This is a genomic window from Baekduia alba, from assembly GCF_028416635.1.
Lineage (GTDB): Bacteria > Actinomycetota > Thermoleophilia > Solirubrobacterales > Solirubrobacteraceae > Baekduia > Baekduia alba.
The window spans coordinates 150,058-174,058 of sequence record NZ_CP114013.1; the positions used below are offsets into that span (position 1 = coordinate 150,058).

At 73.4% G+C, this 24,001-nt stretch carries 28 protein-coding genes; 12 read left to right on the forward strand and 16 right to left on the reverse strand.

Features of this window, described 5'->3' with window-relative positions; translation table 11 throughout:
- Positions 1 to 5: 5 nt before the first annotated feature.
- Positions 6 to 194 carry a hypothetical protein gene (locus DSM104299_RS00685; RefSeq protein ID WP_272475358.1) on the reverse strand — a complete coding sequence of 63 codons (189 nt, stop codon included), beginning with the start codon at positions 192 to 194 and terminating at the stop codon, positions 6 to 8.
- Positions 195 to 290: 96 nt separating this feature from the next.
- Between DSM104299_RS00685 and DSM104299_RS00690 the strand changes: the two genes are divergently transcribed.
- Entirely contained in the window at positions 291 to 689 is a 399-nt protein-coding gene (locus DSM104299_RS00690) for a hypothetical protein (protein ID WP_272475359.1), read from the forward strand.
- Between the two features lie 72 nt (positions 690 to 761).
- On the opposite strand, the gene DSM104299_RS00695 is transcribed toward DSM104299_RS00690, so the two are convergent.
- The 4 genes from DSM104299_RS00695 to DSM104299_RS00710 all read right to left on the reverse strand — a co-directional run bounded on the left by DSM104299_RS00695 (position 762) and on the right by DSM104299_RS00710 (position 3,492).
- On the reverse strand, positions 762 to 1,220 hold the full coding sequence (locus DSM104299_RS00695; protein WP_272475360.1) for a hypothetical protein: 459 nt from the start codon (positions 1,218 to 1,220) through the stop codon (positions 762 to 764).
- 110 nt (positions 1,221 to 1,330) lie between these two features.
- A complete protein-coding gene (locus DSM104299_RS00700) occupies positions 1,331 to 2,254 on the reverse strand; it encodes a hypothetical protein (RefSeq protein ID WP_272475361.1) in 924 nt (307 codons plus the stop codon).
- A gap of 37 nt (positions 2,255 to 2,291) precedes the next feature.
- Positions 2,292 to 3,134 (reverse strand): NAD(+)/NADH kinase, encoded by an 843-nt coding sequence (locus tag DSM104299_RS00705; RefSeq protein ID WP_272475362.1) that lies wholly within the window; start codon positions 3,132 to 3,134, stop codon positions 2,292 to 2,294.
- Positions 3,135 to 3,156: 22 nt separating this feature from the next.
- Positions 3,157 to 3,492, reverse strand: a complete 336-nt coding sequence (locus DSM104299_RS00710) for a DUF1330 domain-containing protein (RefSeq protein ID WP_272475363.1) — start codon at positions 3,490 to 3,492, stop codon at positions 3,157 to 3,159.
- Positions 3,493 to 3,580: 88 nt separating this feature from the next.
- On the opposite strand from DSM104299_RS00710, the gene DSM104299_RS00715 reads away from it, so the two are divergent.
- The 3 genes from DSM104299_RS00715 (at position 3,581) to DSM104299_RS00725 (ending at position 5,423) form a co-directional block, all read left to right on the forward strand.
- A complete protein-coding gene (locus DSM104299_RS00715) occupies positions 3,581 to 4,330 on the forward strand; it encodes an AAA family ATPase (RefSeq protein ID WP_272475364.1) in 750 nt (249 codons plus the stop codon).
- A gap of 88 nt (positions 4,331 to 4,418) precedes the next feature.
- On the forward strand, positions 4,419 to 4,979 hold the full coding sequence (locus DSM104299_RS00720) for a YceI family protein (RefSeq protein WP_272475365.1): 561 nt from the start codon (positions 4,419 to 4,421) through the stop codon (positions 4,977 to 4,979).
- Between the two features lie 9 nt (positions 4,980 to 4,988).
- Entirely contained in the window at positions 4,989 to 5,423 is a 435-nt protein-coding gene (locus DSM104299_RS00725; protein ID WP_272475366.1) for an ester cyclase, read from the forward strand.
- Here the strand turns inward: DSM104299_RS00725 and DSM104299_RS00730 are convergent.
- Positions 5,420 to 6,031, reverse strand: a complete 612-nt coding sequence (locus DSM104299_RS00730) for a VOC family protein (RefSeq protein WP_272475367.1) — start codon at positions 6,029 to 6,031, stop codon at positions 5,420 to 5,422. The two genes, DSM104299_RS00725 and DSM104299_RS00730, sit on opposite strands and share 4 nt — an antisense overlap.
- An 86-nt stretch (positions 6,032 to 6,117) precedes the next feature.
- Positions 6,118 to 6,498 carry a VOC family protein gene (locus DSM104299_RS00735; RefSeq protein ID WP_272475368.1) on the reverse strand — a complete coding sequence of 127 codons (381 nt, stop codon included), beginning with the start codon at positions 6,496 to 6,498 and terminating at the stop codon, positions 6,118 to 6,120.
- Between the two features lie 75 nt (positions 6,499 to 6,573).
- On the opposite strand from DSM104299_RS00735, the gene DSM104299_RS00740 reads away from it, so the two are divergent.
- Together DSM104299_RS00740 and DSM104299_RS00745 are read left to right on the forward strand one after the other, a co-directional pair.
- Positions 6,574 to 7,050, forward strand: coding sequence for a MarR family winged helix-turn-helix transcriptional regulator (locus DSM104299_RS00740; protein WP_272475369.1), 477 nt, complete (start codon positions 6,574 to 6,576; stop codon positions 7,048 to 7,050).
- A 184-nt stretch (positions 7,051 to 7,234) separates the two neighbouring features.
- The gene (locus DSM104299_RS00745) at positions 7,235 to 10,366 is read left to right on the forward strand and encodes a S8 family serine peptidase (RefSeq protein ID WP_272475370.1); all 3,132 of its coding nucleotides are present in this window, start codon (positions 7,235 to 7,237) and stop codon (positions 10,364 to 10,366) included.
- Positions 10,367 to 10,482: 116 nt separating this feature from the next.
- Here the strand turns inward: DSM104299_RS00745 and DSM104299_RS00750 are convergent, their stop codons facing one another.
- Complete coding sequence (locus DSM104299_RS00750) at positions 10,483 to 10,800, reverse strand: hypothetical protein (protein ID WP_272475371.1); 318 nt, start codon at positions 10,798 to 10,800, stop codon at positions 10,483 to 10,485.
- A 460-nt stretch (positions 10,801 to 11,260) separates the two neighbouring features.
- Complete coding sequence (locus DSM104299_RS00755; RefSeq protein ID WP_272475372.1) at positions 11,261 to 11,977, reverse strand: cyclase family protein; 717 nt, start codon at positions 11,975 to 11,977, stop codon at positions 11,261 to 11,263.
- 100 nt (positions 11,978 to 12,077) lie between these two features.
- On the opposite strand from DSM104299_RS00755, the gene DSM104299_RS00760 reads away from it, so the two are divergent.
- The gene (locus DSM104299_RS00760; RefSeq protein WP_272475373.1) at positions 12,078 to 12,731 is read left to right on the forward strand and encodes a class I SAM-dependent methyltransferase; all 654 of its coding nucleotides are present in this window, start codon (positions 12,078 to 12,080) and stop codon (positions 12,729 to 12,731) included.
- On the opposite strand, the gene DSM104299_RS00765 is transcribed toward DSM104299_RS00760, so the two are convergent.
- Positions 12,710 to 13,402: a helix-turn-helix domain-containing protein gene (locus DSM104299_RS00765; RefSeq protein ID WP_272475374.1), complete on the reverse strand. Its 693-nt coding sequence runs from the start codon at positions 13,400 to 13,402 to the stop codon at positions 12,710 to 12,712. The two genes, DSM104299_RS00760 and DSM104299_RS00765, sit on opposite strands and share 22 nt — an antisense overlap.
- A gap of 119 nt (positions 13,403 to 13,521) precedes the next feature.
- Between DSM104299_RS00765 and DSM104299_RS00770 the strand changes: the two genes are divergently transcribed.
- Together DSM104299_RS00770 and DSM104299_RS00775 are read left to right on the forward strand one after the other, a co-directional pair.
- Complete coding sequence (locus tag DSM104299_RS00770) at positions 13,522 to 14,127, forward strand: amidase family protein (RefSeq protein WP_272475375.1); 606 nt, start codon at positions 13,522 to 13,524, stop codon at positions 14,125 to 14,127.
- Positions 14,120 to 15,334 carry an acetyl-CoA C-acetyltransferase gene (locus DSM104299_RS00775; RefSeq protein WP_272475376.1) on the forward strand — a complete coding sequence of 405 codons (1,215 nt, stop codon included), beginning with the start codon at positions 14,120 to 14,122 and terminating at the stop codon, positions 15,332 to 15,334. The genes DSM104299_RS00770 and DSM104299_RS00775 overlap by 8 nt, the downstream gene beginning before the upstream one ends.
- A gap of 34 nt (positions 15,335 to 15,368) precedes the next feature.
- Here the strand turns inward: DSM104299_RS00775 and DSM104299_RS00780 are convergent, their stop codons facing one another.
- Together DSM104299_RS00780 and DSM104299_RS00785 are read right to left on the reverse strand one after the other, a co-directional pair.
- Positions 15,369 to 16,607 carry an RNA polymerase sigma factor gene (locus DSM104299_RS00780; protein ID WP_272475377.1) on the reverse strand — a complete coding sequence of 413 codons (1,239 nt, stop codon included), beginning with the start codon at positions 16,605 to 16,607 and terminating at the stop codon, positions 15,369 to 15,371.
- Positions 16,604 to 17,023 (reverse strand): YciI family protein, encoded by a 420-nt coding sequence (locus DSM104299_RS00785; RefSeq protein WP_272475378.1) that lies wholly within the window; start codon positions 17,021 to 17,023, stop codon positions 16,604 to 16,606. Before DSM104299_RS00785 ends, DSM104299_RS00780 begins: the two co-directional genes overlap by 4 nt.
- Before the next feature lie 293 nt (positions 17,024 to 17,316).
- Here DSM104299_RS00785 and DSM104299_RS00790 point away from each other — a divergent pair, with 293 nt between their 5' ends.
- Positions 17,317 to 19,038, forward strand: coding sequence for a cyclic nucleotide-binding domain-containing protein (locus tag DSM104299_RS00790; RefSeq protein ID WP_272475379.1), 1,722 nt, complete (start codon positions 17,317 to 17,319; stop codon positions 19,036 to 19,038).
- On the opposite strand, the gene DSM104299_RS00795 is transcribed toward DSM104299_RS00790, so the two are convergent.
- The 3 genes from DSM104299_RS00795 to DSM104299_RS00805 all read right to left on the reverse strand — a co-directional run bounded on the left by DSM104299_RS00795 (position 18,919) and on the right by DSM104299_RS00805 (position 21,093).
- Entirely contained in the window at positions 18,919 to 19,626 is a 708-nt protein-coding gene (locus DSM104299_RS00795; protein WP_272475380.1) for a DUF2652 domain-containing protein, read from the reverse strand. The two genes, DSM104299_RS00790 and DSM104299_RS00795, sit on opposite strands and share 120 nt — an antisense overlap.
- Before the next feature lie 8 nt (positions 19,627 to 19,634).
- The gene (locus DSM104299_RS00800; protein WP_272475381.1) at positions 19,635 to 20,747 is read right to left on the reverse strand and encodes an enolase-like domain-containing protein; all 1,113 of its coding nucleotides are present in this window, start codon (positions 20,745 to 20,747) and stop codon (positions 19,635 to 19,637) included.
- Positions 20,748 to 20,853: 106 nt separating this feature from the next.
- On the reverse strand, positions 20,854 to 21,093 hold the full coding sequence (locus DSM104299_RS00805; RefSeq protein WP_272475382.1) for a hypothetical protein: 240 nt from the start codon (positions 21,091 to 21,093) through the stop codon (positions 20,854 to 20,856).
- A 48-nt stretch (positions 21,094 to 21,141) separates the two neighbouring features.
- On the opposite strand from DSM104299_RS00805, the gene DSM104299_RS00810 reads away from it, so the two are divergent.
- Both DSM104299_RS00810 and DSM104299_RS00815 read left to right on the forward strand, forming a co-directional pair.
- Positions 21,142 to 22,326: a glycine C-acetyltransferase gene (locus tag DSM104299_RS00810; protein ID WP_272475383.1), complete on the forward strand. Its 1,185-nt coding sequence runs from the start codon at positions 21,142 to 21,144 to the stop codon at positions 22,324 to 22,326.
- Positions 22,323 to 23,117, forward strand: coding sequence for an SDR family NAD(P)-dependent oxidoreductase (locus tag DSM104299_RS00815; protein ID WP_272475384.1), 795 nt, complete (start codon positions 22,323 to 22,325; stop codon positions 23,115 to 23,117). The genes DSM104299_RS00810 and DSM104299_RS00815 overlap by 4 nt, the downstream gene beginning before the upstream one ends.
- An 11-nt stretch (positions 23,118 to 23,128) precedes the next feature.
- Here DSM104299_RS00815 and DSM104299_RS00820 read toward each other — a convergent pair whose 3' ends face one another.
- Entirely contained in the window at positions 23,129 to 23,893 is a 765-nt protein-coding gene (locus DSM104299_RS00820) for a GntR family transcriptional regulator (protein ID WP_272475385.1), read from the reverse strand.
- Between the last annotated feature and the right edge of the window lie 108 nt (positions 23,894 to 24,001).

The following is a 24,001-nucleotide window of genomic DNA, read 5'->3' on the forward strand; positions in this document are numbered from 1 at the left end:
GCAGGCTAGTCGTCGCGCGGGACGATTCGCATGATCTCCACTTCCTCGCCCGACCGCGTGTCCGGATAGACCACGTACGCACCGGGCGCGCCACCGAACCACGTCGCCTCGGCCACGCTGACGAAGATCCCGGCGCGCCGCGACCCATCCGCCTGCTCGACCCAGATCTTCTGACCTTCGCGGAGGGTGTCCATCGCGCCATCGTCTCAGGCTTGGTGTCTTGGCGCGGACATGATTTGATGCGCGCGTAGCTCCCCTTCTCCTCTCCTCCCCACAGAAAGCGAGCCCTCGTGCTTCCTTCGCTTCGCCGCCCGCTGGGCGGTCTCGCCGTGGTCGCCCTCGTCGCCGCGTTCGCGCTGATCGGCGTCGTGTCGCAGGCCCACGCCGCCACCGACGGTCCCAAGCGGTGCATCACCGGCGGCTGCGTGTGGTTCACGGCGTACGGCAACGTCGTCCACGTGCAGGACACCTCGTGCGACGGCGTGTCGGCGGTCGCCCAGGTCGAGATCCCGGCGGCCGGGATCTACGACAACCTCTGGAACAGCGACGGCTGCGGCTCGACCGACAGCTACAGCTACGCCTACCGCTTCCCGGAGGGCTACAACGTGTACTACCGGCCGTGCGTCGGGGTGTTCAGCTCGCACCTGCTGACCAACTGCCTCGCCAGTTGGACAAACGGGGTGGCCTGACCTTCGCGGGCCGACGCGCCGGCACCGCTCGGCGCGCTCCTCGTGGGAGCGCGCCGAGCCGGGCGTGTGTGGTTACTTGCAGATCCGCGTCGTGATGCTGCCGTAGGCCGCTGACGTGATCGAGTCGACCCGACCCATCACGTTCACGCAGCCCGTGTTCAGGTTCCACGTGATCGGTCCGGCAAGGATCTTGTACATGTTGCTGTCGACCACGTACCCCGTCTGGGTGTCCGAGATCATGGCCACCGTGATCGGGCGCGCGACGTCCTGGGGAAGGCCGTTCTTGGTCATCGCGCACACGACGTCGCCGCTGCGGTAGACGACCAACGACCCGTAGTTGGTGCTCGAGTGGTCGCTGGCGACCAGCTCCTGGTTGTAGACCGGCTGGCCGGCGGCGCACTGCGCCGGGGTCAGGCCCGTCGACGCCCGCGCGGTGCAGGCTCCGAGGGTGACGACGGCGAGGGTCGCCAACACGACGATGAGCGCGACGGCGCGGCCACCCTGGGACGGGAACGGCTGTGTTGCGAACATGGGTACTCCCGGTTTGTGGTGTTTGACACTTGCGGCCGATGTAACGGCGCCGCGCCGCAAACGTCCCGGGTCTGGGTGGAATACCTGGCTCGACGCGTGCGTCGGGAGACCTAAGGGCGACGGACGTGGACGTGCGTGAGGATCGCCTGGCGGTTGGCGCGGATCGCGCCGACGACGTCGACGTAGCCCGTCCACGTGCCCTCGTGCTGCCAGGAGACCGCGCAGCGCACGCGGATGCGCGAGCGCCGGGCGCACCGCGACCGGAAGCCGGTCCGCTGCGCGAACGCCTGGCCGTAGGCGTGGCGCAGCGCGGCGCGCGCGGAGGTCGCCGACGCGGCCGTGCCGAGCGTCCGGACGTAGGTCTTGCGCTTGGGCAGGCCTTGGCAGGCCACGCCGTCGTGGTTGGGGTCGAGCCGGGCCGCCAGGGAGCGGTCGGCGTCGAGCGCCTTCTGCGCGTTCTGCTGGTAGACGTAGTGGGCGCACGTGAGCTTCGTCGTCGCGGCGCCGGGCGGCGTGGGCGACGACGATCCGGACGATCCCGGCGCCTTCGGCTTGGGCACGCCCGGGAGCGACGACCCCGGGGCGCCGGGCGTCGTCGGGGTGCCGCCGCCGGCGGGGGTGGACGGCCGCGTGATCGTCGTGCCGTCGACGTAGTAGTAGACGTGGTCGGCGTAGATGAAGAGGCAGAGCCGCGACGGGGCGACGGCGGCCGTCGAGGGCCAGCGCCGCGGCGTGATCGTCCCGGTCTCCGTCGAGGGCCCGGTGTTCAGGACGTCGCCGTTCCACGCGTTCCACGGGTCGCTCGGGTAGTCGGTCGGGCAGGGCCCGTCGCCGTCGAGCTCCTCGAGGTCGGCGTAGTAGTCGCACTGCTCGTCGGCCGCGCACGTCCGCTGGGCGGTGACGGTGAACGACAGCGTCGTCGCGGTGACGCCCGTCACCTGGAGCGACCCGCTGACCTGCGCCGCGCCGGCCGGGGCGGACCAGGCCAGGCAGGCGGTGAGAACGACGATGACCCAAGCTGCTCGCGTGTGCACAACGCGACTCTAACCATTGGAACACAGCGATGGCTACTTATAGCCCGCGAGCGAGGTCGCTGTAGAACGTCCGCGGCCGGGTCCGGATGAGCCGGGCCTTGTGCGGTGCGGCCCGGACTTCGAGGACGCCGGGCATCGGCAGGTCGTGGATCGCCCGGCCGTCGATCTCGGCGTTCAGGGGCGCGCTGCCGGGCTCGGTCGCGACGCGGACGGTGTCGCCGCCGTCCAGCACGAGCGAGCGCAGCCGGCTGCCCTGCGTGGCCAGCGGCGTGACGACGATGGCGTCCAGCGTCGGCGTGACCGCCGGCCCGCCGGCGCCGACGTTGTAGGCGGTCGACCCGGTCGGCGACGCGATGACGACGCCGTCGCCGCGGAGCTCGAGCACGGTCTCGTCGTCGACCTCGACGCGCAGCCGCGCCGTGCCGTGGCCCGGACGGCGGGCGACCACGACGTCGTTGAACGCGACGACCGTGCGGGCCGGGCCGGGGCCGATCGCGGCGACGAGCGCGGTGCGCTCCTCGACCTTCGCCTCGCCCCGCGCGACGCGATCCAGCGCGGCGCCGAAGTCGTCGCGATGGCAGTCGGCGAGGAAGCCGACGTTGCCGAAGTTGATCCCGAGCACCCCCACCTGGTGGGGCATCGCCAGCTGCAGCGCGCGGAGGATCGTGCCGTCGCCGCCGAGCGCGATGACCAGGCCGCAGCCCGGCCCCAGCGGGTTGGGCGCGGCGCTGGTCCCCAGGTCGAGGACGCCGACGCCCTGCTCGGCTGCCCAGGCGCGCACCATGAGCAGTTGCGCCGCGCACTCCTCGGACGGAGTGACCAGCACCCCGACGGAGGAGGAGCCCGTGTCGCTGCCGGAGTCGAGCGAGAACCGTCGCATCTCCCGCCAGCGTAGTTGCGGCTCAGACGGCCAGGTCCTCGAACACGTCGGGGCCGCGGTGGTCCTCGTCGTTGCCGTCGATGAAGATCACGCGCCCGTCGGCGTTGTCGGTGCGCAGCGGCAGGATCGCCTGGTAGGCGTCGGAGCGGTACCAGGCCTCGACGCTGGCGCGGTCGGGGAACTCGATGATGATGACGTCGCCGGGCCACTCGCCCTCGACGACCTGGTGCGGCATCCCGTGGACGAGGAAGCGCCCGCCGAAGGGCTCCATGGTGTCGTCGATGCGGTTGAGGTACTCGATGATGTCGGCGCCGACCTGGACGTTCTGCAGGTGGCCGATGGCGTAGGACTTGGGCATGGGCAGCAGACTGCCGGACGCCGTGATCGAGATCGATGACCTCCGAGGTCATGGCTCGGCAGCGCCGCCCCGCGGATACGTTGTGGCCATGGCCGGCCCAGGAGACGCCTTCGTCCGCGCGGTCCGTCTGCACCGCGACCGCGTGCCCGAAGGCGAGGACCAGCAGTACCCCTGGTCGCTGCCGGCCGTGCGCGCGCTGGCCGACACGGTCGAGCTGCATGCCGAGTTGACGCTGCTCGTGGGCGCCAACGCCTCGGGCAAGTCCACCGTGTTGGAGGCGATGGCGGTCGCGTCGGGCCTGAACCCCGAGGGCGGGTCGTCGAACTTCAGCTTCGCGACGCGCGCGTCGCACTCACCGCTCGCCGACGCGCTGACGCTGATCCGCGGCGCGCGCCGACCCCGGACCGACTTCTTCCTGCGCGCCGAGAGCGTCTTCACCATGGCCTCCTACCTCGAGGAGCTTCCGCAGGATCCGCTGGCGAGCTACGGCGGGCGGTCGCTGCACGAGCAGTCGCACGGCGAGTCGTTCCTCTCCATCGCGATGCACCGGCTGGGCCCGCAGGGGCTCTACTTCCTCGACGAGCCGGAGGCGGCGCTGTCCTTCGAAGGCCAGCTCGCGCTGCTGCTGCGCATGCACGACCTGGCCCAGACCGGCGCGCAGTGGATCGTCGCCACGCACTCGCCGGTCCTGGCCGCCTACCCGGCCGCGCGGATCCTCCTCTGCGACGACGCGGGCCTCACGCCCATCGCCTACGACGACGTCCCCGTCGTGCGCGACCTCCGCCGGTTCCTGCAGGACCCGGAGCGGCAGGTCTCGCTCCTGCTCGCCGAGCGCTAGCCGGGACCTCCTGGCCCGGGAGGTGTCACCGGGCGGCCGGCTGCGCTGTCAGACCTGCGAGCAGCCGAAAACGAACCAGGAGTTCCTCATGTCTCAAGCCGCAGTCCAACCGCTCTCGGGCACCTACCGTGCCCAGGCGGAGCCCTCGACCTTCGCGTTCGCCGTGCGCCACTCCGGCGTCTTCCGCTTCCGCGGCAAGTTCTCGGACGTCACGGCGACGCTGCGCTCCGAGGGCGACGCGCTGGTCCTCGAGGGGTCCGCGCGCGCCGAGTCCATCTCGGTCGTCGAGCCGGCGGCGATGCGCGCGAGCGTGCTCGGACCGGCGTTCTTCGACGTCGAGAACGAGCCCGACGTCACGTTCCGCTCGACCGCGATCCGCGTCGCCGACGACGGCGCGGCGGAGGTCGACGGCGAGCTGACGATCCGGGGCGTCACCCGCTCGGTCACCGCCAGTGGTCGGTATGCCGCACCGCGCACGCTGTCCTTCGGCGAGGCCGCGGGCATCCAGTTGCAGACGACCATCGACCGCCGCGACTTCGGGTTCGACTGGCAGGCCGAGACGCCGGACGGCGGCGACGCGGTCGGCTGGGACGTCGACGTGGAGATCGATCTCCTGCTCATGCGCGACGACGCCGACGCGCAGCGGTAAGGGGATCTGTTGCCGACCACCTTGGAGACCATCAACACCGCGGCGTTCCGGCGCTTCCACGAAGCCGGCAACAGCGGCGACCTGGAGCTCGTCACGAAGACGATCGACGAGCTCGTCGAGCCGGACGTCCTGATCCGCACGCCGTTGCCGATCGAGGCGACGGGGGCGGAGGCGCTGAAGGAGGTGTTCGGGCGGCTCCTGCGGGCCTTCCCCGACATCCACATCGAGGTCGAGGACGTGATCGCGCAGGCCGACAAGGTCGTCGGCCGCAACACGGTCACCGGGACGCACCTGGGCGAGTACATGGGCCTCCCGCCCACCGGCCGGTCCGTCACCTACAACGAGATCTTCATCGTCCGGTTCGTCGACGGCCGGATCGCGGAGACCTGGGGGGTGGTCGACGTCCTGTCGCAGATGAAGCAGCTCGGCGTGATCGCGGCCTAGCGCCCGGCCTCCCACGCGAAGCCGTCCGGGTCGGTGAACGGCTCGGCGTCGCCGACGATGGCGATCCGGCGTGCCCCGCTGCCGTCCGGGGGCACGCCGGCGTCCTTGGCGAGGGCTCCGCGCCCGTAGAGCGCGAGCTTGACACTCGACGCCGGGGCCTCGAACTCGACGTACTTGCTGCCGAAGCTCTTGGCCACGGCCAGGCCGCGGTCGGCGTAGAACCGCTTGCTCGCCTTGACGTCGGCGACGCCCAGGAGCAACACGATGGCGTCGATCTCCCGGGTGGCGGGACCGCTGTCCTTCTTCGACGACGTCGCGACCTTCCAGATCGTCCCGTCCGGCGCGCGCACGACGCCGCCGTAGCCCCAGAAGCCCTTCTTGGGCGGCTTCAGCGCGGTGGCGCCGCCGTCGAGCGCGGCGCCGACGAGGAGGTCGACCGTGCTCGGCTGGCTCACCACGAGCGACAGCGTGAACCCGCGGAAGCCGGTCGTCGGCGCCACCGAGCCGCGGAGGCCCACACGAGCGCCGAGCCCGAAGGCGGCGGCGTAGAAGGCGTCGGCCGCGGTGGGGTCGGGCACCTCGAGCGTGACGGAGGCGATGGCGCTCATGGTCTGATGCGATGTCGTCGTGTCCATGCCTGGGAACCTAGGCGCGGTCCGGCGCTCGCGCTTCTCGATTCCTGACCGCCTTGAGGTCATCCGCGCGGGTTCGCCTGCTGCACGGCCCACCCGTTGCCGTCGGGGTCGTTGAAGAAGACGAACGACCCCCACGGGAAGTCCTGGATCTCGCTCACCGCGACGCCGCGGGAAGCGAGGCCCTCGCGGGCGACCGCGACGTCGTCGACGACGACCTGGAGGCCCTGCAGCGAGCCCGGCGCCATCGGCGTCAGCCCCTTGCCGATGGAGATCGAGCAGGCCGACCCGGGCGGGGTGAGCTGGACGAAGCGGATGTCGTCGCTGACGGTGTGGTCGTGGTCGGCGTCGAACCCCGCCTGCTCGGTGTAGAACGCCTTGGCGCGATCGATGTCGGAGACCGGCACCGGGATCAGCTCCAACCGCATGGTGTTCTCGCTCATGGACGTTGCCCTTCGTGTTGTGGACGGAACGCGTAGACTCTTACCTGCAATGTATCTTAGCAGCTAAGAGAACTGATGGCCAAGCGATCCCCGAAGCAAGCGAAGGTCGACGACGTGGTCGACGAGTTCCGCGTCAGCGGGACCCAGGACCGCGCGTTCGACAACCTGGCCGCGCAACGGCTCGGGGTCAACCAGACCGACCTGGAGTGCCTGAGCATCATCCAGCGCAGCGGCGGTCTGACCGCGGGCGAGCTGGCCGCCGAGGCCGGCCTGACCAGCGGGGCGATCACGGGCGTGATCGACCGGCTGGAGCGCACCGGCTTCGCCGGTCGCGCGCGCGACCCTGCCGACCGCCGCAAGGTCACCGTCAGCGTCACCCCTGCGTTCTTCGCCGCCGCCGACGCGATCTGGGCCCCGGTCAAGCAGGACTGGGACACCGTCCTGGCGGCCCGGTTCACCGCCCAGCAGCTCGACACCGTCATCGCCTTCCTGCGCGCGACCAACGAGGTCACCCGCCGCCACCTGGAGCGGGTCCGGGACGACGAGCGCTAGCGGTCCGGATCTTCAGCCCGACGATCGGGCTGGGGCGCTCAGCGTTCGAGCCGGCGACCCGTCGATCACGGTCCGGCGGAGGACGTCGGGCCGGGACCTCGCGAGCCCGGGGTGCGTTCCGTTGGAAACGGCGCCCGTGGGAGGGCGTCGCTCAGCACTCCACACCAAGCAGGGGGGACCTGTCTTGCCTCACCGTCTCAAGGGCGTCGCGCTCGTCGCGGCGCTCAGCATCAGCATGGTCGCGGCGACCGCCGTGGCCGCGCCCGTCCCGACGAGCGCGCCGGTGCTCGGCGCCGACCCGGCCGTGACGCCGCTGGCGCTCGGCGCCCCGACGCTCGGCGCGCTGCCGACCGGCCGCTCGGCGTTCGACCGGCCCAATGGGCCGGCGCCGGCGCCGACGCCCGACCAGTACGTCGTCGAGCTCACCGCGCCGCCGGCGGCGCTGTACCGCGGTGGGGTCCAGGGCCTCGCCCCGACCGCGCCGGCGACCACCGGCCAGCCGCTGGCCCAGCGCGCCGACGCCGTCCGCGCCTGGACGCGCGAGCTCGACCAGCGCCAGGCCGCCGTCACCGCGGCGGTCCCGGGCGTCAAGCCGCAGGTCGAGTACCGCACCGCGCTGGCGGGCTTCGCCGCGCAGCTCGACGACGCGCAGGTCACGGCCCTGCGCGCCCAGCCCGGCGTCAAGGCCGTCGTGCCCGAGCGCTTTGTGCGGCTCGCGGCGACGAGCCCCGCCGCCGGCGCGGACCCGACGCAGGCCGCGGCGCCCGCCGCGATCGCCGGCTCCGAGGCCGACCTGCTCGGCCTCCCCGGCGGGCTCTGGAAGCGCCTCGGCGGCGCCCAGCACGCCGGCGCGGGCGTGATCGTCGGCGTCGTCGACTCCGGCATCACGCCCGAGTCGCCGTCCTTCGCCGCCGGCGGCCTCGCGCCGCCGCCGCTCTTCGACGGCGCCTGCGAGGGCGGCGAGGAGTTCCCGACCACGACGTGCAACAACAAGCTCATCGGCGCGCGCTGGTTCGTCGACGGCTACGGCCGCGGGAACATCGGCGCGGGCGAGTACCTGTCGCCCCGCGACGAGGTCGGCCACGGGACGAACGTCGCGAGCATCGCCGTCGGCGACCGCGGCGTCGACCCCGACGTGCAAGGCAACGATCTCGGTGTGGACCGCATCACCGGCATCGCGCCGGCCGCGCACTTGGCCGTCTACAAGGCGTGCTGGCAGTACGGCGAGTGCTCGACCGTCGACGTCGTCTCCGCGATCGACGCCGCGGTGCGCGACGGCGTCGACGTGCTGAACCTCTCGCTCGGCGGCCCCGCGGACCCGTCAACGTCGGAGGATCCGATGGAGGCTGCGCTGCGCAACGCCGACGCGGCCGGCGTCGCGGTCGCGGTCGCGGCGGGCAACGCCGGGTCCTATCCCGGCGCGGTCGGCTCGCCGGCGCGTGCGCCGTGGGTCACCGCGGTCGGCGCGACGACCGGGACGCGGACCTTCCGCTCCACGCTGCACCTCGCGGCGGGCGGCCGCACGGCCGACGTCCCGGTCGCGACCGTCGGCCCGGGCTGGCACGGCACCCAGCTGTTCGACGCGCGCACGCGCAGCAGCGGCTTCCCGGACCCGTTCGGCGACCCGCGGTTCTGCGCCGACGGCCTCAGCGCCGACGACGTCCGCGGCCGCGTGGTGCTGTGCGAGGCGTTCGCGCCGATCGGCATCGTCGACCCCTACCTCAAGAGCCTCGGCGCCGCCGGCTACATCCTGATCGGCGGCGACGACGCGTACGACCCCGAGCTGAACACCCCGTTGCCGAGCGCGTTCGTCGAGCGCCATGACGTCGCGGCGATCCGCTCGGTGACCGACGCCAACGGCGGCGTCGCCGACCTCGAGGCCGGGCCCGGCCACGCGGTGCCCTGGACGCCGGACCGCGTCGCGCCGTTCTCGTCGCGCGGCCCGTCGGAGCTGACCGGCGACCTGCTGCGCCCGGACGTGTCGGCGCCGGGCGTCAACACGCTCGCGGCCTACGCGCCCAACACCTACGCCTCCTCGTTCGGCGACGAGGGCCACACCAAGTACATGCCCTTGTCGGGCACGTCGATGTCCTCGCCGCAGATCGCGGGCGTCGCGGCGCTGCTGACGCAGCTGCACCCGACCTGGTCGGGGGCCGCGCTGCGCTCGGCGATGGTGACCACCGCCAAGCCGGTGCTCGACGGCGACGCGCCGGCGAACGCGGTCGCGGCCGGGGCCGGGCGGGTGGACCCGCAGGCCGCGGCCGACCCGGGCCTGGTGTTCGAGCCCAGCCAGCAGGACTACGCGGACTACGCGGCCGGGACGCTGAAGGCGGCGGATCTCGACCTGCCGAGCATCTCGGTGGGCGACGCCACCAAGCGCGCGACCGTCGAGCGGACGGTCACGAGCGTGGCCGACGTCCGCGGGAGCTGGACCGCGTCGGTCGTCGGCGGGACGCCGGACGCGGTGGGCGCGTCGGTGTCGCCGCGGACGTTCACGATCGCGCCGGGCCAGAAGCAGGCGCTGGCGGTCTCCGTCTCCGCCTACCAGGGCGCCGACGCGTTCCAGTCGTTCGCGGTGGTGCTGACCAACCGCCAGACCCAGCAGACCGTCCGCGTGCCGGTCGCGGTGGACAACCCGGGCATCGTCGATCCGCCGGAGGCGGTCGACATCGCCGCCGCCTCGGCCGACGGGTCGCAGCCGTTGACGGCGACGATCGCGGCACCGGTCAACGGCGTCGGACTCGGGCTGGCCGCACCGCAGGTGCACGCCGGGCTGGAGACCGGGACGCCCGAGTTCGAGGGCCTGCAGGAGTACACCCTGCCGATCGCGCTCGACCACGCGACGCCGCTGCTGGCGGCCGACGCGGCCACCAAGGACGGCACGCCGTTGGCCACCAACATCTACGACGACGTCGACGGTGACGGCTACTACACGCCGGTCGACCAGAACGCGCTCGTCAGCCGATCGCAGTCCGGTGACGACCCGGCGCAGTGGCACGAGGCCGACGCGCTCGACCTCCCGGCGGGCAAGTACCTCATCGAGGTCCACGTCCCCGAGCCGCACGACCAGCCGGTGCCGTTCGACCTGCGCGCGTGGCAGGTCGACGACCCCAAGCCCGACGATCCGTCGCCGGCACCCGGGCTCGTGGTCGACGGCGACGGCCAGGAGTCCCCGGCCGCCCCGCACGTGTTCACGCTGCGTTTCAACGGCGTGAGCGGTGACGAGGACCTGCGCGGCCTCGTCGACTGGCAGGGCTCGACGGCCGACCGCCACCTCGGCGCGACCGTCGTCCGGCTCCGCCCCGCCGGCGGCTGATCACCGGCGGAGCGCGCCGGTGGCATCACGCCGCCGGCGCGCGCCGCAGGCCACCCAGAACGCACGACGGCGGCCAGATGGCCGCCGTCACGCTCGTCGAGGTCGGACGACCTCGACTACTCCAAGCCCCACTCACGTCGACCGTCCTCTTCGACCTCGACGGCTTTGCCGACCAGGTCGGAGGCGTAGCGCAGCATGGCTTCCGCCGCAGCGATACGGCTGCGGCATCCGTCGATCTTGTCGAGGGCACGACGGCAGCCTGCGCCGTCGACGCCGCGGGCGTCCCGGTACACGGTGCCCCAGAACTTCCAGTCGACGTTGGCGGACGCGATGTCGTCGTGCGCCTTGCTCTCGACGTCGATTGCGGTGCTGAGCAGCGTGGCCACCCGGCCCTCGAAGCCGTAGTGGACGCGCGGCAGTTCGAACGTGGTCATGTCCCCTCCATGGGATCTTCGTGGTTGATGGAGCATCGGAGCCATCCGTGCTCCTGTCGGTGCGTCACGACCTTCGCGACGGCCCCTGGTGGTGCAACGCCCGGGCAAACCGCATGCCTGGGTTGTCCGCAGGTCGGTCCGCGTGCCGCCTCCGCAGAGCGGATTGAGCGAGGGCCAACCGAGGTGGGCGAGGAGTGCCCAACGTCAGGTGCATGGCACCTGTCGCGCATGGCGCACATCCGTGACCAGCCCTCCTGGAGCTGCTGTCGTCGTCCCTTTTCCCGGGGCGCGGCGACATCCAGCAGGGCCATGATCGCGCAGTCGTGAGACCGCGCGATGGAGAACAACCGCATTGGGCTGTTGGGTGGGAAACTCGTCAAGGTGGTGGTGATCCGGCGGCCGACGACGGCGCGGTCATGCCCTCCGTCCATTGAGCGGCGCCGCGGGAGCGCCCCTGCGATCAGCCGCCGGTCGCGTAGGCGCGGACCGGGAACGTCCCCATGCCGCGCACCTTCACGGGCGCGGCGCTGAACCGGAAGCCGTCGGGCGGGAGCTGCTCCAGGCCGCGGAGGTGCTCGCAGATCGGGATGCCGGCGCCCAGCAGCGTCGAGTGCACCGGCCGCGTGCCGCCGGTGGTGTCGTCGATGTTGAGGGAGTCGATGCCGACGAGCCGCGCGCCCTGGTCGGCGAGGTGCCGGGCCGCGTCCTCGGTGAGGAACGGATGGCCCTCGAAGTAGCGGTCGCTGCCCCAGTGACGGTCCCAGCCGGTGTGGACGAGGACGGCCTTGCCGGCGACGTCGTAGGGCAGCAGGTGCTCGCGGTCGACCGCGCGCTCGCCCGCGCCCGTGACGTCGACCGTCACCGCGTCGAGGTCGGCGAGCGAATCGAGCGGTAGCTCGGCCAGATCGGCGCCGTCGGCGTAGCGGTGGAACGGGCTGTCGACGTAGGTCCCCGTGTTGGAGCAGAGGCCGATGTAGCCGATCTGGAACTCCGTGCCCTCGGCGTAGGTCTCCCGGCTGCGCTCGCGCGAGAGGTAGTCGCACACGACCGGCGCCGGCAGGCCCCGGTAGGTGATCGTGCCGTCTTCGATGACGTGGCTGAGGTCGGCGCGCCAGCGGCCGTCGATCGTCGAGCGCACGCGGCGGTCCGCGGCGGCGATGTCGGTGGACTCGGTCAAGGGTGGGTCGCCTCCGGCGGTCGTGGGGTCGCAGCACAGGGTGCCAGCAGAGGAGCGGTTCGTTCAAGACGAGGGGCGCCGCGTCGGCGAGGCTGCCGGCATGACCGAGCCAGCGTTCACCCCCGCCCTGGGCCGCGTCGCGCCGGTCCGGTTCTACGACGCCGTCGCCGCGCTGCTGCGGGAGCGGCTGTGGCGGAGCCTGGTCGTCGGGCACGTCGCGCCGCGACCCGACGACGTGGTCGTCGACGTGGGGTGCGGCACCGGCTCGCTGGCGCTGCGCCTGCGGCACGTGCAGCCGCAGGCGCGGATCATCGGCGTCGATCCCGACCGCGACGTCCTGGCCGTGGCGCGGCGCAAGGCGCAGGACGCGGGCGTCGCGCTCGAGTGGCGGGTCGGCCTGGGCGACGCGCTGGAGGACGTCGTCGGCGCCGGGTCGGCGGCCGTGGCGGTGTCCAGCCTGGTGCTGCACCAGTGCCCGATGGCGATGAAGCGCGCCGTGCTCGCGTCGATGCACGCGGTGCTGGCGCCGGGCGGGCGGCTGGTGATCGCCGACTACGGGTGGCAGCGGACGCGGGCGATGCGCCTGGCCTTCCGCGTCGTGCAGCTCGCCGACGGCACCGAGAACACCCAGCCCAACGCGGACGGCGTGCTGCCCGGGCTGATGGCCGGGGCGGGGTTCCGGGATGTGCGGGAGGTCGAGGTCGTGCCGACGATCACCGGCTCGATCTCGGTCTACGTGGCCCGGCGCGCCTGATCGCGCAGCGCCGGCAGCGCGAGCTTCGGCGTCAGGCCCATCATCTCGCGCATCCAGCGCGTCAGGTGCGCCTGGTCGGCGAAGCCGCCCGTGATCGCGGCGTCGGCGATCGACCGGCCCTCGCGCAGCGCCTCGGCCGCCACGCGCAGCCGCACCCAGGCCCGCCAGCGCAGCAGCGGCATGCCGAGCTGCTGCCGGGCCAGCGTGCGGAGGCGCTGGGACGACAGGCCCACCTGCGTGGCGACGTCCGGCATCGACGTTCCCGGCGCCGCCACCGCGTCCATCGCCGCCACGAGGCGAGGATCGAGCGCGCGCGACGGGCGGACGGGCCGGAGCTCGGCCTCGGTCAGGCCGCGCAGCTCGGGGGCCGCCGTGATGCCGTCGCCGCAGCGCTCGCGCAGCCGGTCGGCGAACGCGCAGTGCGGCTCGACGAAGAACGTCAGCAGGTCCGTGCCCGTGAGGATCCGGTGGCGGGCCATCGGCGCGACGGCCAGCGCCGCGCCACGGTGGCACCTGCCCGACGCGTCGACGATGGCGACGGCGCCCTGGACGGCGATGGCGACCTGGAACGCGGCATGACGATGCGCGACGACGTCGATCGCCGGGCCCCGGTACGCGGCGTAGCCCTCACCGACCGCGAAGGACGGCACGGGGGCGTCGGCGTCCAGCACGCCGACGACGGTACCCGACCGGTCCCGGGCGCTCTCGGTCACCGATAGTCCATTTCCGTTGAGCACTGAAGAGGCGGGAGTCCTGACGAGAAAGCGCTGACCAGCATCGTGTCCTCTTGTTGAATGAGAGTGCTCGTTCTGACGCCTCGGTCGAGGTCGAGCTGCCCGAGCTTGCCGACCTGCGCTCGCCGTGGCTGACGGTGATGATGACCGAGGCCAGCGCCTACCACGAGGGCTGGCTGCGGGAGCGGCCCGACGACTACGGCCGCGACGTCCGCGCGCTGCTGGAGCTCGGCTCGACGCTGCGGGCCGTCGACTACGTCCAGGCGCAGCGGTTCCGCGCGCTCGTCCGCGAGCGCGCGCTGGAGGCGCTCGCGGCCGTCGACGTGCTGCTGCTGCCCACCGTCCCGTTCACCGCCGCCGCGGTCGGCGCCCGCACCGTCGACGTCGGCGCGGCGCAGCCCGGCGACCTCCTCACCGAGTTGACGCGCTTCGCGACGGTCGCCAGCGCCACGGGGCTGCCCGCGCTCTCGCTGCCGTGCGGGCGCGACGACGCCGGCCTGCCGATCGGCATCCAGCTCATCGGCCGCCCCTTCGCCGAGGCCCGGCTGTGCCAGCTCGGCCACGCCTACGAGCAGGCGACCACCTGGCACGACCGCGTCGCGTCCCTCCCCGTCGCCGTCCCCACCCCCTCCCCCTCCGGAAGCGAGTCCACCGATGCGTGACGCCCTGATCTGCGAGCCCCTGCGAACGCCCGTCGGCGGGTTCGGCGGGGTGTTCCGCGACGTCCCCGTCACCCACCTCGCGCGCACGGTCGTCGACGCGCTGCTGGCCCGCACCGGCCTCGCGCCCGGCGCCGTGGACGACGTCATCCTCGGCCAGGGCTACCCGGGCGGCGAGGCGCCGGCGCTGGGACGGGTGACCGCGCTCGACGCCGGCCTGGCGGCGGAGGTGCCCGGCTTCCAGCTCGACCGCCGTTGCGGCTCTGGCCTGCAGGCCGTGCTGGAGGCGAGCATGCAGGTGCAGACCGGCGTGGCCGACGTCGTCATCGCCGGCGGGGCCGAGAGCATGAGCCAGGTCGAGTTGTACGCCAACGGCGTGCGCTGGGGCACGCGCCTCGGCGGCGCGACGCTCGAGGACCGCCTCGTCCGCAGCCGGGTGACGGCCGGCGGCGAGCGGCATCCGCTGCCCGGCGGCATGATCGAGACGGCCGAGAACGTGCGCCGCGCCTACGGCGTCACGCGCGACGACCAGGACGCGCTGGCCCTGCGGTCGCACCGTCTCGCCGTCGCCGCGCAGGAGCGCGGAGCGTTCGCCGAGGAGATCGTGGCCGTGGAGGTGCCGGACCGCAAGCGCGGGCCGCGCACGATCGACCGCGACGAGCACCCGCGCCCCGACGCGAGCCTCGAGCGGCTGTCGGCGCTGCGGCCGATCATGGGCGCGCAGGACCCGGACGCGACGGTCACGGCCGGCAACGCGAGCGGGCAGAACGACGGCGCCGCCGTGTGCGTCGTCACGCACGCCGAGCGCGCGGCGGAGCTGGGGCTGCGCCCCCTCGCGCGGCTCGTGGGGTGGGCCGCGGCCGGCGTGGCACCGGAGACGATGGGCACCGGCCCGGTCCCGGCGACGGCGAAGGCGATGGCGCGCGCCGGCCTCACGCTCGAGCAGATGGATCTCGTCGAGCTCAACGAGGCCTTCGCCGCCCAGGTGCTCGCAGTGCTGCGGGAGTGGGACATGGAGGGCGACCTCGACCGCGTCAACGTCAACGGCTCCGGCATCTCGCTGGGCCATCCGATCGGCGCGACCGGCGCGCGGGTCATGACGACGCTGCTGCGCGAGCTCGAGCGGCGCGGCGGGCGCTACGGGCTCGAGACGATGTGCATCGGCGGCGGCCAGGGCCTGGCGGCGATCTTCGAGAACCTGCACGCCTGAGCGAAACGCACGATAACTCAACAATGAGAATGACCTAGCTTATCCGCACCGACGCGCCGGCGGCTCCAGCGGCCCGCGCACGGGCGGCCTGGCGGACCAGGTGGTCACGCTCGGCGACGTCCGTCGCCCGCTGGGCGGCCTCCGCATACGCGGTGGCGGCGGCGGCCAGGTCGCCGTCGCGCTCGTGCAGGTGGCCGCGCACGGCGTGCCAGCGATGACGGTCGCCGAGCACCTCGCGCAGCCGGTCGGTCTCGCGCAGCCCGGCGGCGGCGCCGCGGACGTGGCCGACCGCGACCGCGCGCCCGAGCACCGCGGCCGGGTCCTGGCTCACCGGGTCGCCGCTCAGCGCGACGAGGTCGTCGTACCAGGCGAGGATCTGCGGCCAGTCGGTCTCCTCGGCGCTCGCCGCGTCGTCGTGCAGGGCGGCGATGGCGGCCTCGACCTGGTAGTGGCCCGGGCGCTGGACGGCCAGCGCCGACTGCAGGACGCGCACGCCCTCGGCGATCGCGCGGGTGTCCCACAGGCCGCGGTCCTGGCGGTCGAGCGTGACGATCCGGCCCTCGTCGTCGAAGCGCGCCGGGAGCCGGGCGTGGTTGAGGAGCATCAGCGCGAGCAGCCCGCGCGCCTCCGGCTCCTCGGTCGCGAGCGTGAGCTGCCGGGCGAGCCGCATCGCCTCGGCCGCCAGGTCCACGCGGGCGGCCGGTCCGACATGCCCGGTCGTGTAGACGAGGTAGAGCACGCGCAGCACGACCGCGAGGTCGCCGGGCTGGTCCAGGCGAGGGGCGGGTGGGCCGGCGAGCGCGCGCTTGGCCCGGCTGATCCGCTGCGCCATCGTGGCCTCCGGCACGTAGAAGGCATCGGCGATCTCCCGGGTGGTGAGTCCGGCGACGGCGCGCAGGGTCAGCGCCACCTGGGAGGCGGGCGAGAGGTCGGGGTGGCAGCAGCAGAAGAGCAGGAAGAGGGTGTCGTCGCCCTCCTCGGGAGGGGGCCCGCTCGCCCGCGGCTCGGCGTACGTCGCCTCCTCGCGGCGCTGACGGGCGGCCTCGCTGCGGCGCGCGTCGACGAGCCGCCGGGTCGCGACCGTCGCCAGCCACGCGCCCGGGTCGCGCGGCGGATGCTCGGGCCACGCGCGCAAGGCCTCCAACAACGCCTCCTGCAGCGCGTCCTCGGCGGCGTCGAAGTCCTCGCCCCGCCGGACCAGGCCCGCGAGCACCCGCGGGACGAGGGCGCGCAGCGCGCCCTCGTCCCGCCGTCGCGTCGGCTCGTCGCTCACGCCGGACAGTCGTCCGAGGAGGACCCGGACATGACCTCCCGGACGTCGATCCACTCGTGCAGCGGGCCCCCGCCCGGGCCGGGCTCGGAGGAGATGTAGGCCGCGATCTCGAGCGCGCGCTCGTGCGACTCGACGTCGATCATGTACCAGCCCGCCACGAGATCGCTCGTCTCGGGCAGCGGGCCGTCGGTGGTGACCGGCGCCGCGTCCGGGCCGCCGTAGCGGACCCAGGTCTGCGCCGGCGTGAGCGCCCGCACGTCGACGAGCTCGCCGTTCTCCTCGAGCAGCGCGCGGACCTGCTTGAGGAAGGCGAAGTGCGCCTCCACGTCCCCGGGGTCCCACTGGTCCATCGGCGGGAAGGGACGGTGCGGCTCCGGGCCGCCGCGGTAGTGCTTGAGGAGCAGGTACTTGGGCATCGGTGGTCTCCTGGTGTCGTGGGCCGCGCCTCCTGTGGCCCTTCACCTGGTGAGCGGAGCCGGTCAGAGCTTCTCGACATGCAACCACGAACTGCTCGATCGGTCAGGACGCTCGTGCCGGATCGTGGAGATCGGCCGTCCCATGCACCGGTGACCGGCCCCCGCGTCCACCGCACCGGCGTGCGCGAGCGCGGAAGCTCGGGGTGCGTGGGCTGTGGGATAGTCGGCCCTTGCTGGGACGTTTCGCGTCGAGGTTCCACACCAGGACGCGCTCGCACGAGCACGGCGCGAGCGTGTCGATCCGGCGTGCGCAGATCTCGTTCGGCGCGATGTGGGCGAGCGAGACCGCCTTCATGGTCGGGCTCGCCGTCCTGGCGTTCCGGACCGGTGGCGTCACCGCGGTCGGCATCGTCACGGCCGCGCGGATGGCGGCGGCGGCGCTCCTCGCGCCGTGGCTGGCGACGGTCGCCGACCGGGTGCGCCGCGAGCGGGTCCTGACCGCCGTCGGGCTGTTCCGGGCCGCGGCGCTGGGTGGCGCCGCGGCGGTCACCGCCGCCGCCGGCCCGGTCGTCGTGACCTACGTGTTGGCCGTCGTCGCCACGGTCGCGCTGGCGCTGTTCCGGCCGGCGCACTCGGCCCTGCTGCCCACGTTGTGCACGTCGCCGCAGCAGCTGACGCGCGCGAACGCGGTCCGCGGCCTGCTCGACTCGTCGGCGACGCTCGCCGGACCCGCGGCCGCGGCCGTCCTGCTGGCGGTGAGCGGACCGGCGGCCGTGTTCGCGGCGTGCGCGGGCGCGTCGCTGCTGGGTGGCCTGGTCGTCGTCGGGCTCGCCTACGACGCCCCGCCGCGCGCGGCGACGGCCGCAGCCGCGGGCAGGCGCGGCGGCCAGGTGCTGCAGGGGTTCACGACCATCGCGGCCGACCGCGGGCTGGCGCTGATCACGGGGCTCGGCCTCGTGCAGACGTTCACGCGCGGGTGCCTGGGCGTCCTCACCGTCGTGGTCGCGATCGACCTCCTGGAGACGGGCGACCCGGGCGTGGGCGTCCTGACCGCGGCCGTCGGCGCCGGCGGGATGCTCGGGTCGCTGCTCGCGTTCGGGATCGTCGGGCGCGGCCGGCTCGCGCTCTGGTTCGGCGTCGGCGTCGCGCTCTTCGGGGCGCCGCTGGTGCTCGTCGGCGCCGTCCCCGACGAGGCCACGACGATCGTGCTGCTCGGCGTCGTCGGCATCGGCAACGCCCTGATCGACGTCGGGGGCTTCACGCTGCTCGCCCGCCTGACCGACGAGACCGTCCTCGCGCGGATGTTCGCCGGCTTCGAGGCGATCCTCACCCTCGGGGTGGCCGTCGGGAGCCTCGTGACGCCGCTCGTCGTCGAGCTGCTCGGCGTCCGTCCCGCCCTCGTGGCGATCGGGCTGCTCGCGCCGCTGGCGGTGGTCGCCGCCCGGCCCGCGCTCGGGCGGCTCGACGCCGCCATGCGCGTGCGCGACACCGACATCGAGACCATGCGCGCGATCCGCATGCTCGGTGCGCTGCCGGTCGCGACGATCGAGCAGCTCGCCGGGGCGCTCGAGCACGTCGAGGTCGAGGCCGGGCACACGGTGTTCCGGCAGGGCGAGCGCGGCGAGTACTTCTACGTCGTGCGGTCCGGTCGCGTCGACGTGCTCCAGGACGGGCGACTCGTCCGGACGCTCGGCGCCGGCGAGTGCTTCGGCGAGATCGCCCTGTTGCACGACCAGCCGCGCACCGCCACGGTGCGCGCCGCGGGGGAGACGACGCTGCGCGCGAGCCGGCTGCGACGCAGCGCCTACCTCACCGCCGTGACGGGCTATCCCGCCGCCGCGACCGCGGGGGACGAGCTCGTGACGAGCCGGCTCGGGGCCGACGCCCGCCGGCGCTCAGGAGGCGACGCGGCGCGTGCGCCGGAGGCCGAGCATGTACGGCAGCCCGCGGCCGGCGACGTCGACGGTCCGCCCGAGCCGCTCGAGCCAGCCCGGATCCGGCAGCGTGGGGAGTGAGCCCGCGACCCCTTCGATGTCCGCGACGTACGTGAGCACGGGACCGATCCCCTCGAGGTCCTGGGGCAGCTCCCGCACCGGATCGAAGGCGGTCCCGCCGCTGCGGTAGAGCTCCTCGGAGAAGAGGACGTACTCCGGGGCCTCGACCGGGTTCTTCAGCAGCCGGTGGACGAGGATGACGTCGATCCCCACGAGCTTGCGCCGGTCGCGGATGGTCTGGGTCGCGACCTCGCCGACGTGGGCGACGAACTTCAACTTCAGGTTGTCGGCCTGCTCGCACGCGTCGCACGGGCAGAGGTTCGTGGCTACGTACCGGCGCTCCCGGTGGAACGCCTGGTGCATCGCCGCGACGGCCCGGGTCATGGCGGCGGCCGTCGCGTCGTCGTCCAGGGCGTCGGCCCGGCGGGAGAGGAAGGCCGCGTCGCCTTCGATCTCGATCAGCTCGAAGTCGCCGGCCGCGTCGATGACCGCCTCGAGCAGTCGCGCGGTGTTGACCTCGGCGTGGGCGAGGCTCATCCGATGCGTCCGCATGTACTCGGTGTAGCCGCCGATGTCGGCGATCAGGAGCAGAGTGCGTTCGGACGCCATGGCAGATCCTAGTCCGGAGTCGGACCTGTCTGCTCGCGAATCGTGCGGCGCCCGTCGTAGGTCCCCCACCGGAATCCGGCCGGGTGGGGCTCGGGCGCCAGCGGCGCGTGCGGCAGGTCGGGCGGCACGGCCTGGAGGTTGTACTCCGGCGGGGCGATGTCGTTCGGCGTGTCCGGATGGAACAGCGAGGCCAGGTACTGGAGCTGGCCGCGGCCCGGCCCCTGCTCGAACATCCCGCCGCCGTAGACGCCGATCCCGTGCGCCTCGCAGTAGTCGTAGGTGTCGAGCAGGGCGCGCACGCTGCCGAAGCGCGCGGGCTTGACGTTGAGCATGCGCGGCCGCCAGGCGAGCCCCTCGATGTCGGCGATCGAGTGGATCGGCTCGTCCCAGGTGATCCGGTCGCGATGGTGCTCGAGCAGGAGCTCCGTGCCGGGCGCGAGCGCCGGATCCTCGATCCACGCCTCGGGCAGCCCCTCGATCACGCGCCGGTACAGGCCGGCCTCCGGCTCCATGGCGACGGTGAGGTTGCGGTAGGAGCCCTTCAGGTCGATGACGTCCACGCGCCCGAGGCGCGCCAGCTCGGCCACGAGGTCGTCGTCCCAGCTCGGCGTCGGGTCGAGCTTGAACCGCAGGCTCGGGTTCTGGCGCAGCCACCCGTGGAGCCCGAGCAGGCTCGGCGGGTCCCCGATCCGGACCGACGCCACGAAGTTGACCGGCCGGGCCCGGCGGTCGACGGCGTCCTGGAGCGACAGCCCGTTCTGCCGCAGGGCGAGGTCGAGCGCCGCGCTCTCGAACGCCCACCGGCGGTAGAAGCGGGCGCTCTCCCGGATCGGCTCCACCGGGAACAGGTTGGCCAGGCCGAGCAGCGTCGAGAGCTCGTCGAAGGTGCGGGCTCCGCGCAGCCAGCTCAGGTCACCGCCGCCGCGCAGCAGCTCGATCTGGTCGATCTGATCCCACGTGATGTCCTCGCCCTCGCCGACGTGGGCGCCGCCGCCGAGGCGCACGACGACCGAGACCTTCGTGAACCCGCTCGACGTGTCCCGCACCAGGGGCTGGAGCTCACAGCGGTCGATGACGAGCGGCAGACCGGCCACGCGCGCGTAGGTCGCTTCTCGAGTCACGTTCGGCCAATGCTCGCTTGCGGACGGCGGCGAGACTCTAACCGCTCCGCCCCTTGACCACCGTCGTCGACGCGCTCGAGCGCCGCCTGCGCGAGCTCCAGCGCGCTCAGCGCCGGAGCATGAAGCGCACCGACTCGACCTCCGCGCCCGAGCGCACCTGCCAGGGCTGCGCGACGGTGCACAGCCGCGCGGCGCGGTTCACCGACATCCCGAGGTAGTCGACGCCGCGGAGGCGCAGGTGCAGCTTCGTCGCCGCGCGGTCCCCGTGGTCGACGGTGAACCTCGTGAAGCCACAGCAGTCGACGAAGGCGATGGCCTTGGTCGCGCTAGATATCTCAGCTTGCACAATTGGTATAGTAGACGAGTTGCTACGACGACAGGAGGGGCGCGGACGATGAACACGTCGTTGCTGGACCGGCTGCGAGCGGAGCTCGACGAGCGCGGGGCGACCACCGGCCTTCGCCGCGACCTCGTGGTCTCAGGTCCCCAGGGGCCGACCGTTGGCGTGGGCGACGAGACGCTCGTGAACCTGGCGTCCAACGACTACCTCGGCGTCGCGAGCGATCCCGAGGTAGTCGAGTCGGCTCAGCGCGCGCTGCGCGACATGGGGCTCGGCGTCACCGCGGGCCGCGTGCTCTGCGGCACGCGGGCGATCCACGGCGAGCTCGAGGCCGCGATCGCCGAGCTGGTCGGCGCCGAGGACGCCGCGCTCTACAGCTCGTGCTTCGACGCGAACCTCGGCGTCTTCAACGCCCTGCTCGACGGCAGCGACGCCGTGTTCAGCGACGCGCTCAACCACGCCAGCCTGATCGACGGCATCCGCCTGACGCAGGCGCACCGGCGCGTCTTCGCGCACGCCGACGTCGACCAGCTCGAGCGCCAGCTCGTCGAGTGCGTGGACGCGCGCCACCGGCTGATCGTGACCGACGGCGTCTTCAGCATGGACGGCGACGTCGCGCCGCTGCCCCAGCTCGCCGAGCTGGCCTGGCGCTACGACGCGGCGCTGGTGGTCGACGACTCGCACGCCACCGGCGTGCTGGGCGCGACCGGCGCGGGCACCGCCGAGCACTTCGGGCTCGACGGCCGCGTCGACGTCCTGACCGGGACGCTCGGCAAGGCGCTGGGCGGCGGGGCCGGCGGGTTCGTCGCCGGCGACCGCGCGGTCGTGGAGACGCTGCGCCAGGCGTCCCGCTCGTACATCTTCACCAACGCGATGGCGCCCCCGCTCGCCGCCGCGGCGCTGACGGCGATCCGCATCGTCCGCGAGCGCCCGGGGCTGCGCGAGCGCCTGGCCGCGAACACCGCCTGGCTGCGCGGGGCGCTGCGCGACCTCGGCTACGAGGTCCTGCCGGGCGGGCACCCGATCATCCCCGTGATGGTGCGCGGCGGCACGCGCGCGCGCGACGTCGCGGAGGCGCTGCGCGCGGAAGGCGTCCTCGTGTTCGCGCTGTCGCATCCCGTCGTCCCGGCGGGCGAGGAGCGAATCCGGGTGCAGGTCTCGGCGGCGCACACCGCCGACCAACTCGAGCTTGCGGCAGCCGCGTTCGGTCGCGCGCGCGACGCCCTCGCCGCGGCATGACCGTCGCCGAGGGGCTGCGCGCGCCCATGAGCGCCGACGACCGCGAGCTGGCGGGCCGCGTCGCGATCGTGACCGGTGGCGCGAGCGGGATGGGCCTCGCGACCGCGCACGCCCTCGCGCGCCGCGGCGCGACCGTCGCCGTGTTCGACCTCGCCGTTCCGGATCGCGCCGAGCTGGCGTCCCTGCTGGCGGTGCCGGCGGACCGCGTCCGGTGCGTCAAGGTCGACGTCACCGACGGCGAGCACCTCGCGCGCGCGTTCACCGCGCTGGTGGAGGAGCAGGCACGGCTCGACGTCCTGGTCAACGCCGCGGGCATCGCACCGCCGACGGCGTTCGACGACATCACCGAGGACGAGTGGAGCCGTGTGTTCGCGGTCAACGTGGACGGGGCGTTCCTCTGCAGCCAGCGAGCGCTCCCCGCGATGCGCGCCGGCGGCTGGGGCCGGATCGTCAACTTCTCCTCGACGGCCGGCAAGACCATCAGCACCGCCGGCGGGGCCCACTACACGGCGGCCAAGCACGCCGTCCTGGGTCTCACGCGGCATCTGGCGAAGGCGTGCGGACCCGACGGGATCACCGTGAACGCCGTCTGCCCGGGGCTCATCGACACGCCGATGGCGCGCGGCCTGCTCTCGGACGAGGTGCTCGAGCGCGCCACCCGGACGTTCCCCGTGTCGCGGGTCGGCCAGGCCTGGGAGGTCGCCGAGCTGGTCGCGTTCCTCGCCTCCGACCGCGCGGCCTACATCACGGGCGCCGCCGTCGACATCAACGGCGGCGACCTGATCGTCTGACCGCGCGCCGGCTACGCCGGCGGCGGCATCGCGATGTGCGCCCGGCTGACCGAGGCGCTCGTGGCGAGCACCTGGAGCACGTCGCGGCGAACGCGCTCGCAGCGGTCGTGCATGGCCTGCCGGGCGCCGTCCGCGTCGCCCGCGCGCAGCGGCTCGAAGATGGCCCCCAGCTCGCCGGGCGGGCTCGCGACCTCCGGGGCGATCAGCGCCACCAGGCGCAGGACCCGCTCGAGCTCGTCGAGCACGTCGACGATCGCCTTGCCGAGGCGGTTGTTGCGGCCGGAGTTGGCGATGATCCCTTCGAACTCCATCGCGGCCTGCACCGCGGCCTCCCAGTCGACGTCGCCCGCCGCGCGGGCGAAGGGCACCTTGCCCAGCTCCTCGAGCCGCTCGATCGCGGACGCCTCGAGGCCGTGGCTCGCGGCGGCGGCAGCAGCCTCGCTGGACAGCAGCGTCCGCAGGCCGCAGAGGTCGTCGGTGTCCTCGAGCGTGACCGGGCTGACCACGTAGCCCGCGCGCGGGAGGGCATCGACCAGCCCGTCGCGCCGCAGCCGCGCGAGCGCCTCGCGCACCGGCGTCTTGCTGATGCCCCATTGCTGCGCGAGCGACGCCTCGGTGAAGCTGCTGCCCGGCGCCAGCGTCAGATCGATGATCTGGCGCCGGATCGCTCGGTAGGCCTGATTGGTGCGGTCCAGGCCGCTTTCGTCCTCGCCGATGAGCAGCGCCGCGGGGATGTGGCGCATCCCGGCGGCCACGGGGTGGATCGTCACGCGCATGCGAGCAGTATGCCAATAAGGGGCGTTGATACGGCAATCGGGGGAGGATGTGTCCGGTCTAGGATATTCTTTCGCGACATTGATATCTCAATCCTGTATGCTCGCTCC

Coding starts and splice junctions, on each gene's coding strand:
- DSM104299_RS00685 (WP_272475358.1), bottom strand. CDS start 194: ATGGACACCCTCCGCGAAGGTCAGAAGATCTGGGTCGAGCAGGCGGAT.
- DSM104299_RS00695 (WP_272475360.1), bottom strand. CDS start 1,220: ATGTTCGCAACACAGCCGTTCCCGTCCCAGGGTGGCCGCGCCGTCGCG.
- DSM104299_RS00705 (WP_272475362.1), bottom strand. CDS start 3,134: ATGCGACGGTTCTCGCTCGACTCCGGCAGCGACACGGGCTCCTCCTCC.
- DSM104299_RS00710 (WP_272475363.1), bottom strand. CDS start 3,492: ATGCCCAAGTCCTACGCCATCGGCCACCTGCAGAACGTCCAGGTCGGC.
- DSM104299_RS00715 (WP_272475364.1), top strand. CDS start 3,581: ATGGCCGGCCCAGGAGACGCCTTCGTCCGCGCGGTCCGTCTGCACCGC.
- DSM104299_RS00720 (WP_272475365.1), top strand. CDS start 4,419: ATGTCTCAAGCCGCAGTCCAACCGCTCTCGGGCACCTACCGTGCCCAG.
- DSM104299_RS00730 (WP_272475367.1), bottom strand. CDS start 6,031: ATGAGCGCCATCGCCTCCGTCACGCTCGAGGTGCCCGACCCCACCGCG.
- DSM104299_RS00735 (WP_272475368.1), bottom strand. CDS start 6,498: ATGAGCGAGAACACCATGCGGTTGGAGCTGATCCCGGTGCCGGTCTCC.
- DSM104299_RS00740 (WP_272475369.1), top strand. CDS start 6,574: ATGGCCAAGCGATCCCCGAAGCAAGCGAAGGTCGACGACGTGGTCGAC.
- DSM104299_RS00750 (WP_272475371.1), bottom strand. CDS start 10,800: ATGACCACGTTCGAACTGCCGCGCGTCCACTACGGCTTCGAGGGCCGG.
- DSM104299_RS00760 (WP_272475373.1), top strand. CDS start 12,078: ATGACCGAGCCAGCGTTCACCCCCGCCCTGGGCCGCGTCGCGCCGGTC.
- DSM104299_RS00775 (WP_272475376.1), top strand. CDS start 14,120: ATGCGTGACGCCCTGATCTGCGAGCCCCTGCGAACGCCCGTCGGCGGG.
- DSM104299_RS00785 (WP_272475378.1), bottom strand. CDS start 17,023: ATGCCCAAGTACCTGCTCCTCAAGCACTACCGCGGCGGCCCGGAGCCG.
- DSM104299_RS00795 (WP_272475380.1), bottom strand. CDS start 19,626: ATGGCGTCCGAACGCACTCTGCTCCTGATCGCCGACATCGGCGGCTAC.
- DSM104299_RS00810 (WP_272475383.1), top strand. CDS start 21,142: ATGAACACGTCGTTGCTGGACCGGCTGCGAGCGGAGCTCGACGAGCGC.
- DSM104299_RS00815 (WP_272475384.1), top strand. CDS start 22,323: ATGACCGTCGCCGAGGGGCTGCGCGCGCCCATGAGCGCCGACGACCGC.
- DSM104299_RS00820 (WP_272475385.1), bottom strand. CDS start 23,893: ATGCGCGTGACGATCCACCCCGTGGCCGCCGGGATGCGCCACATCCCC.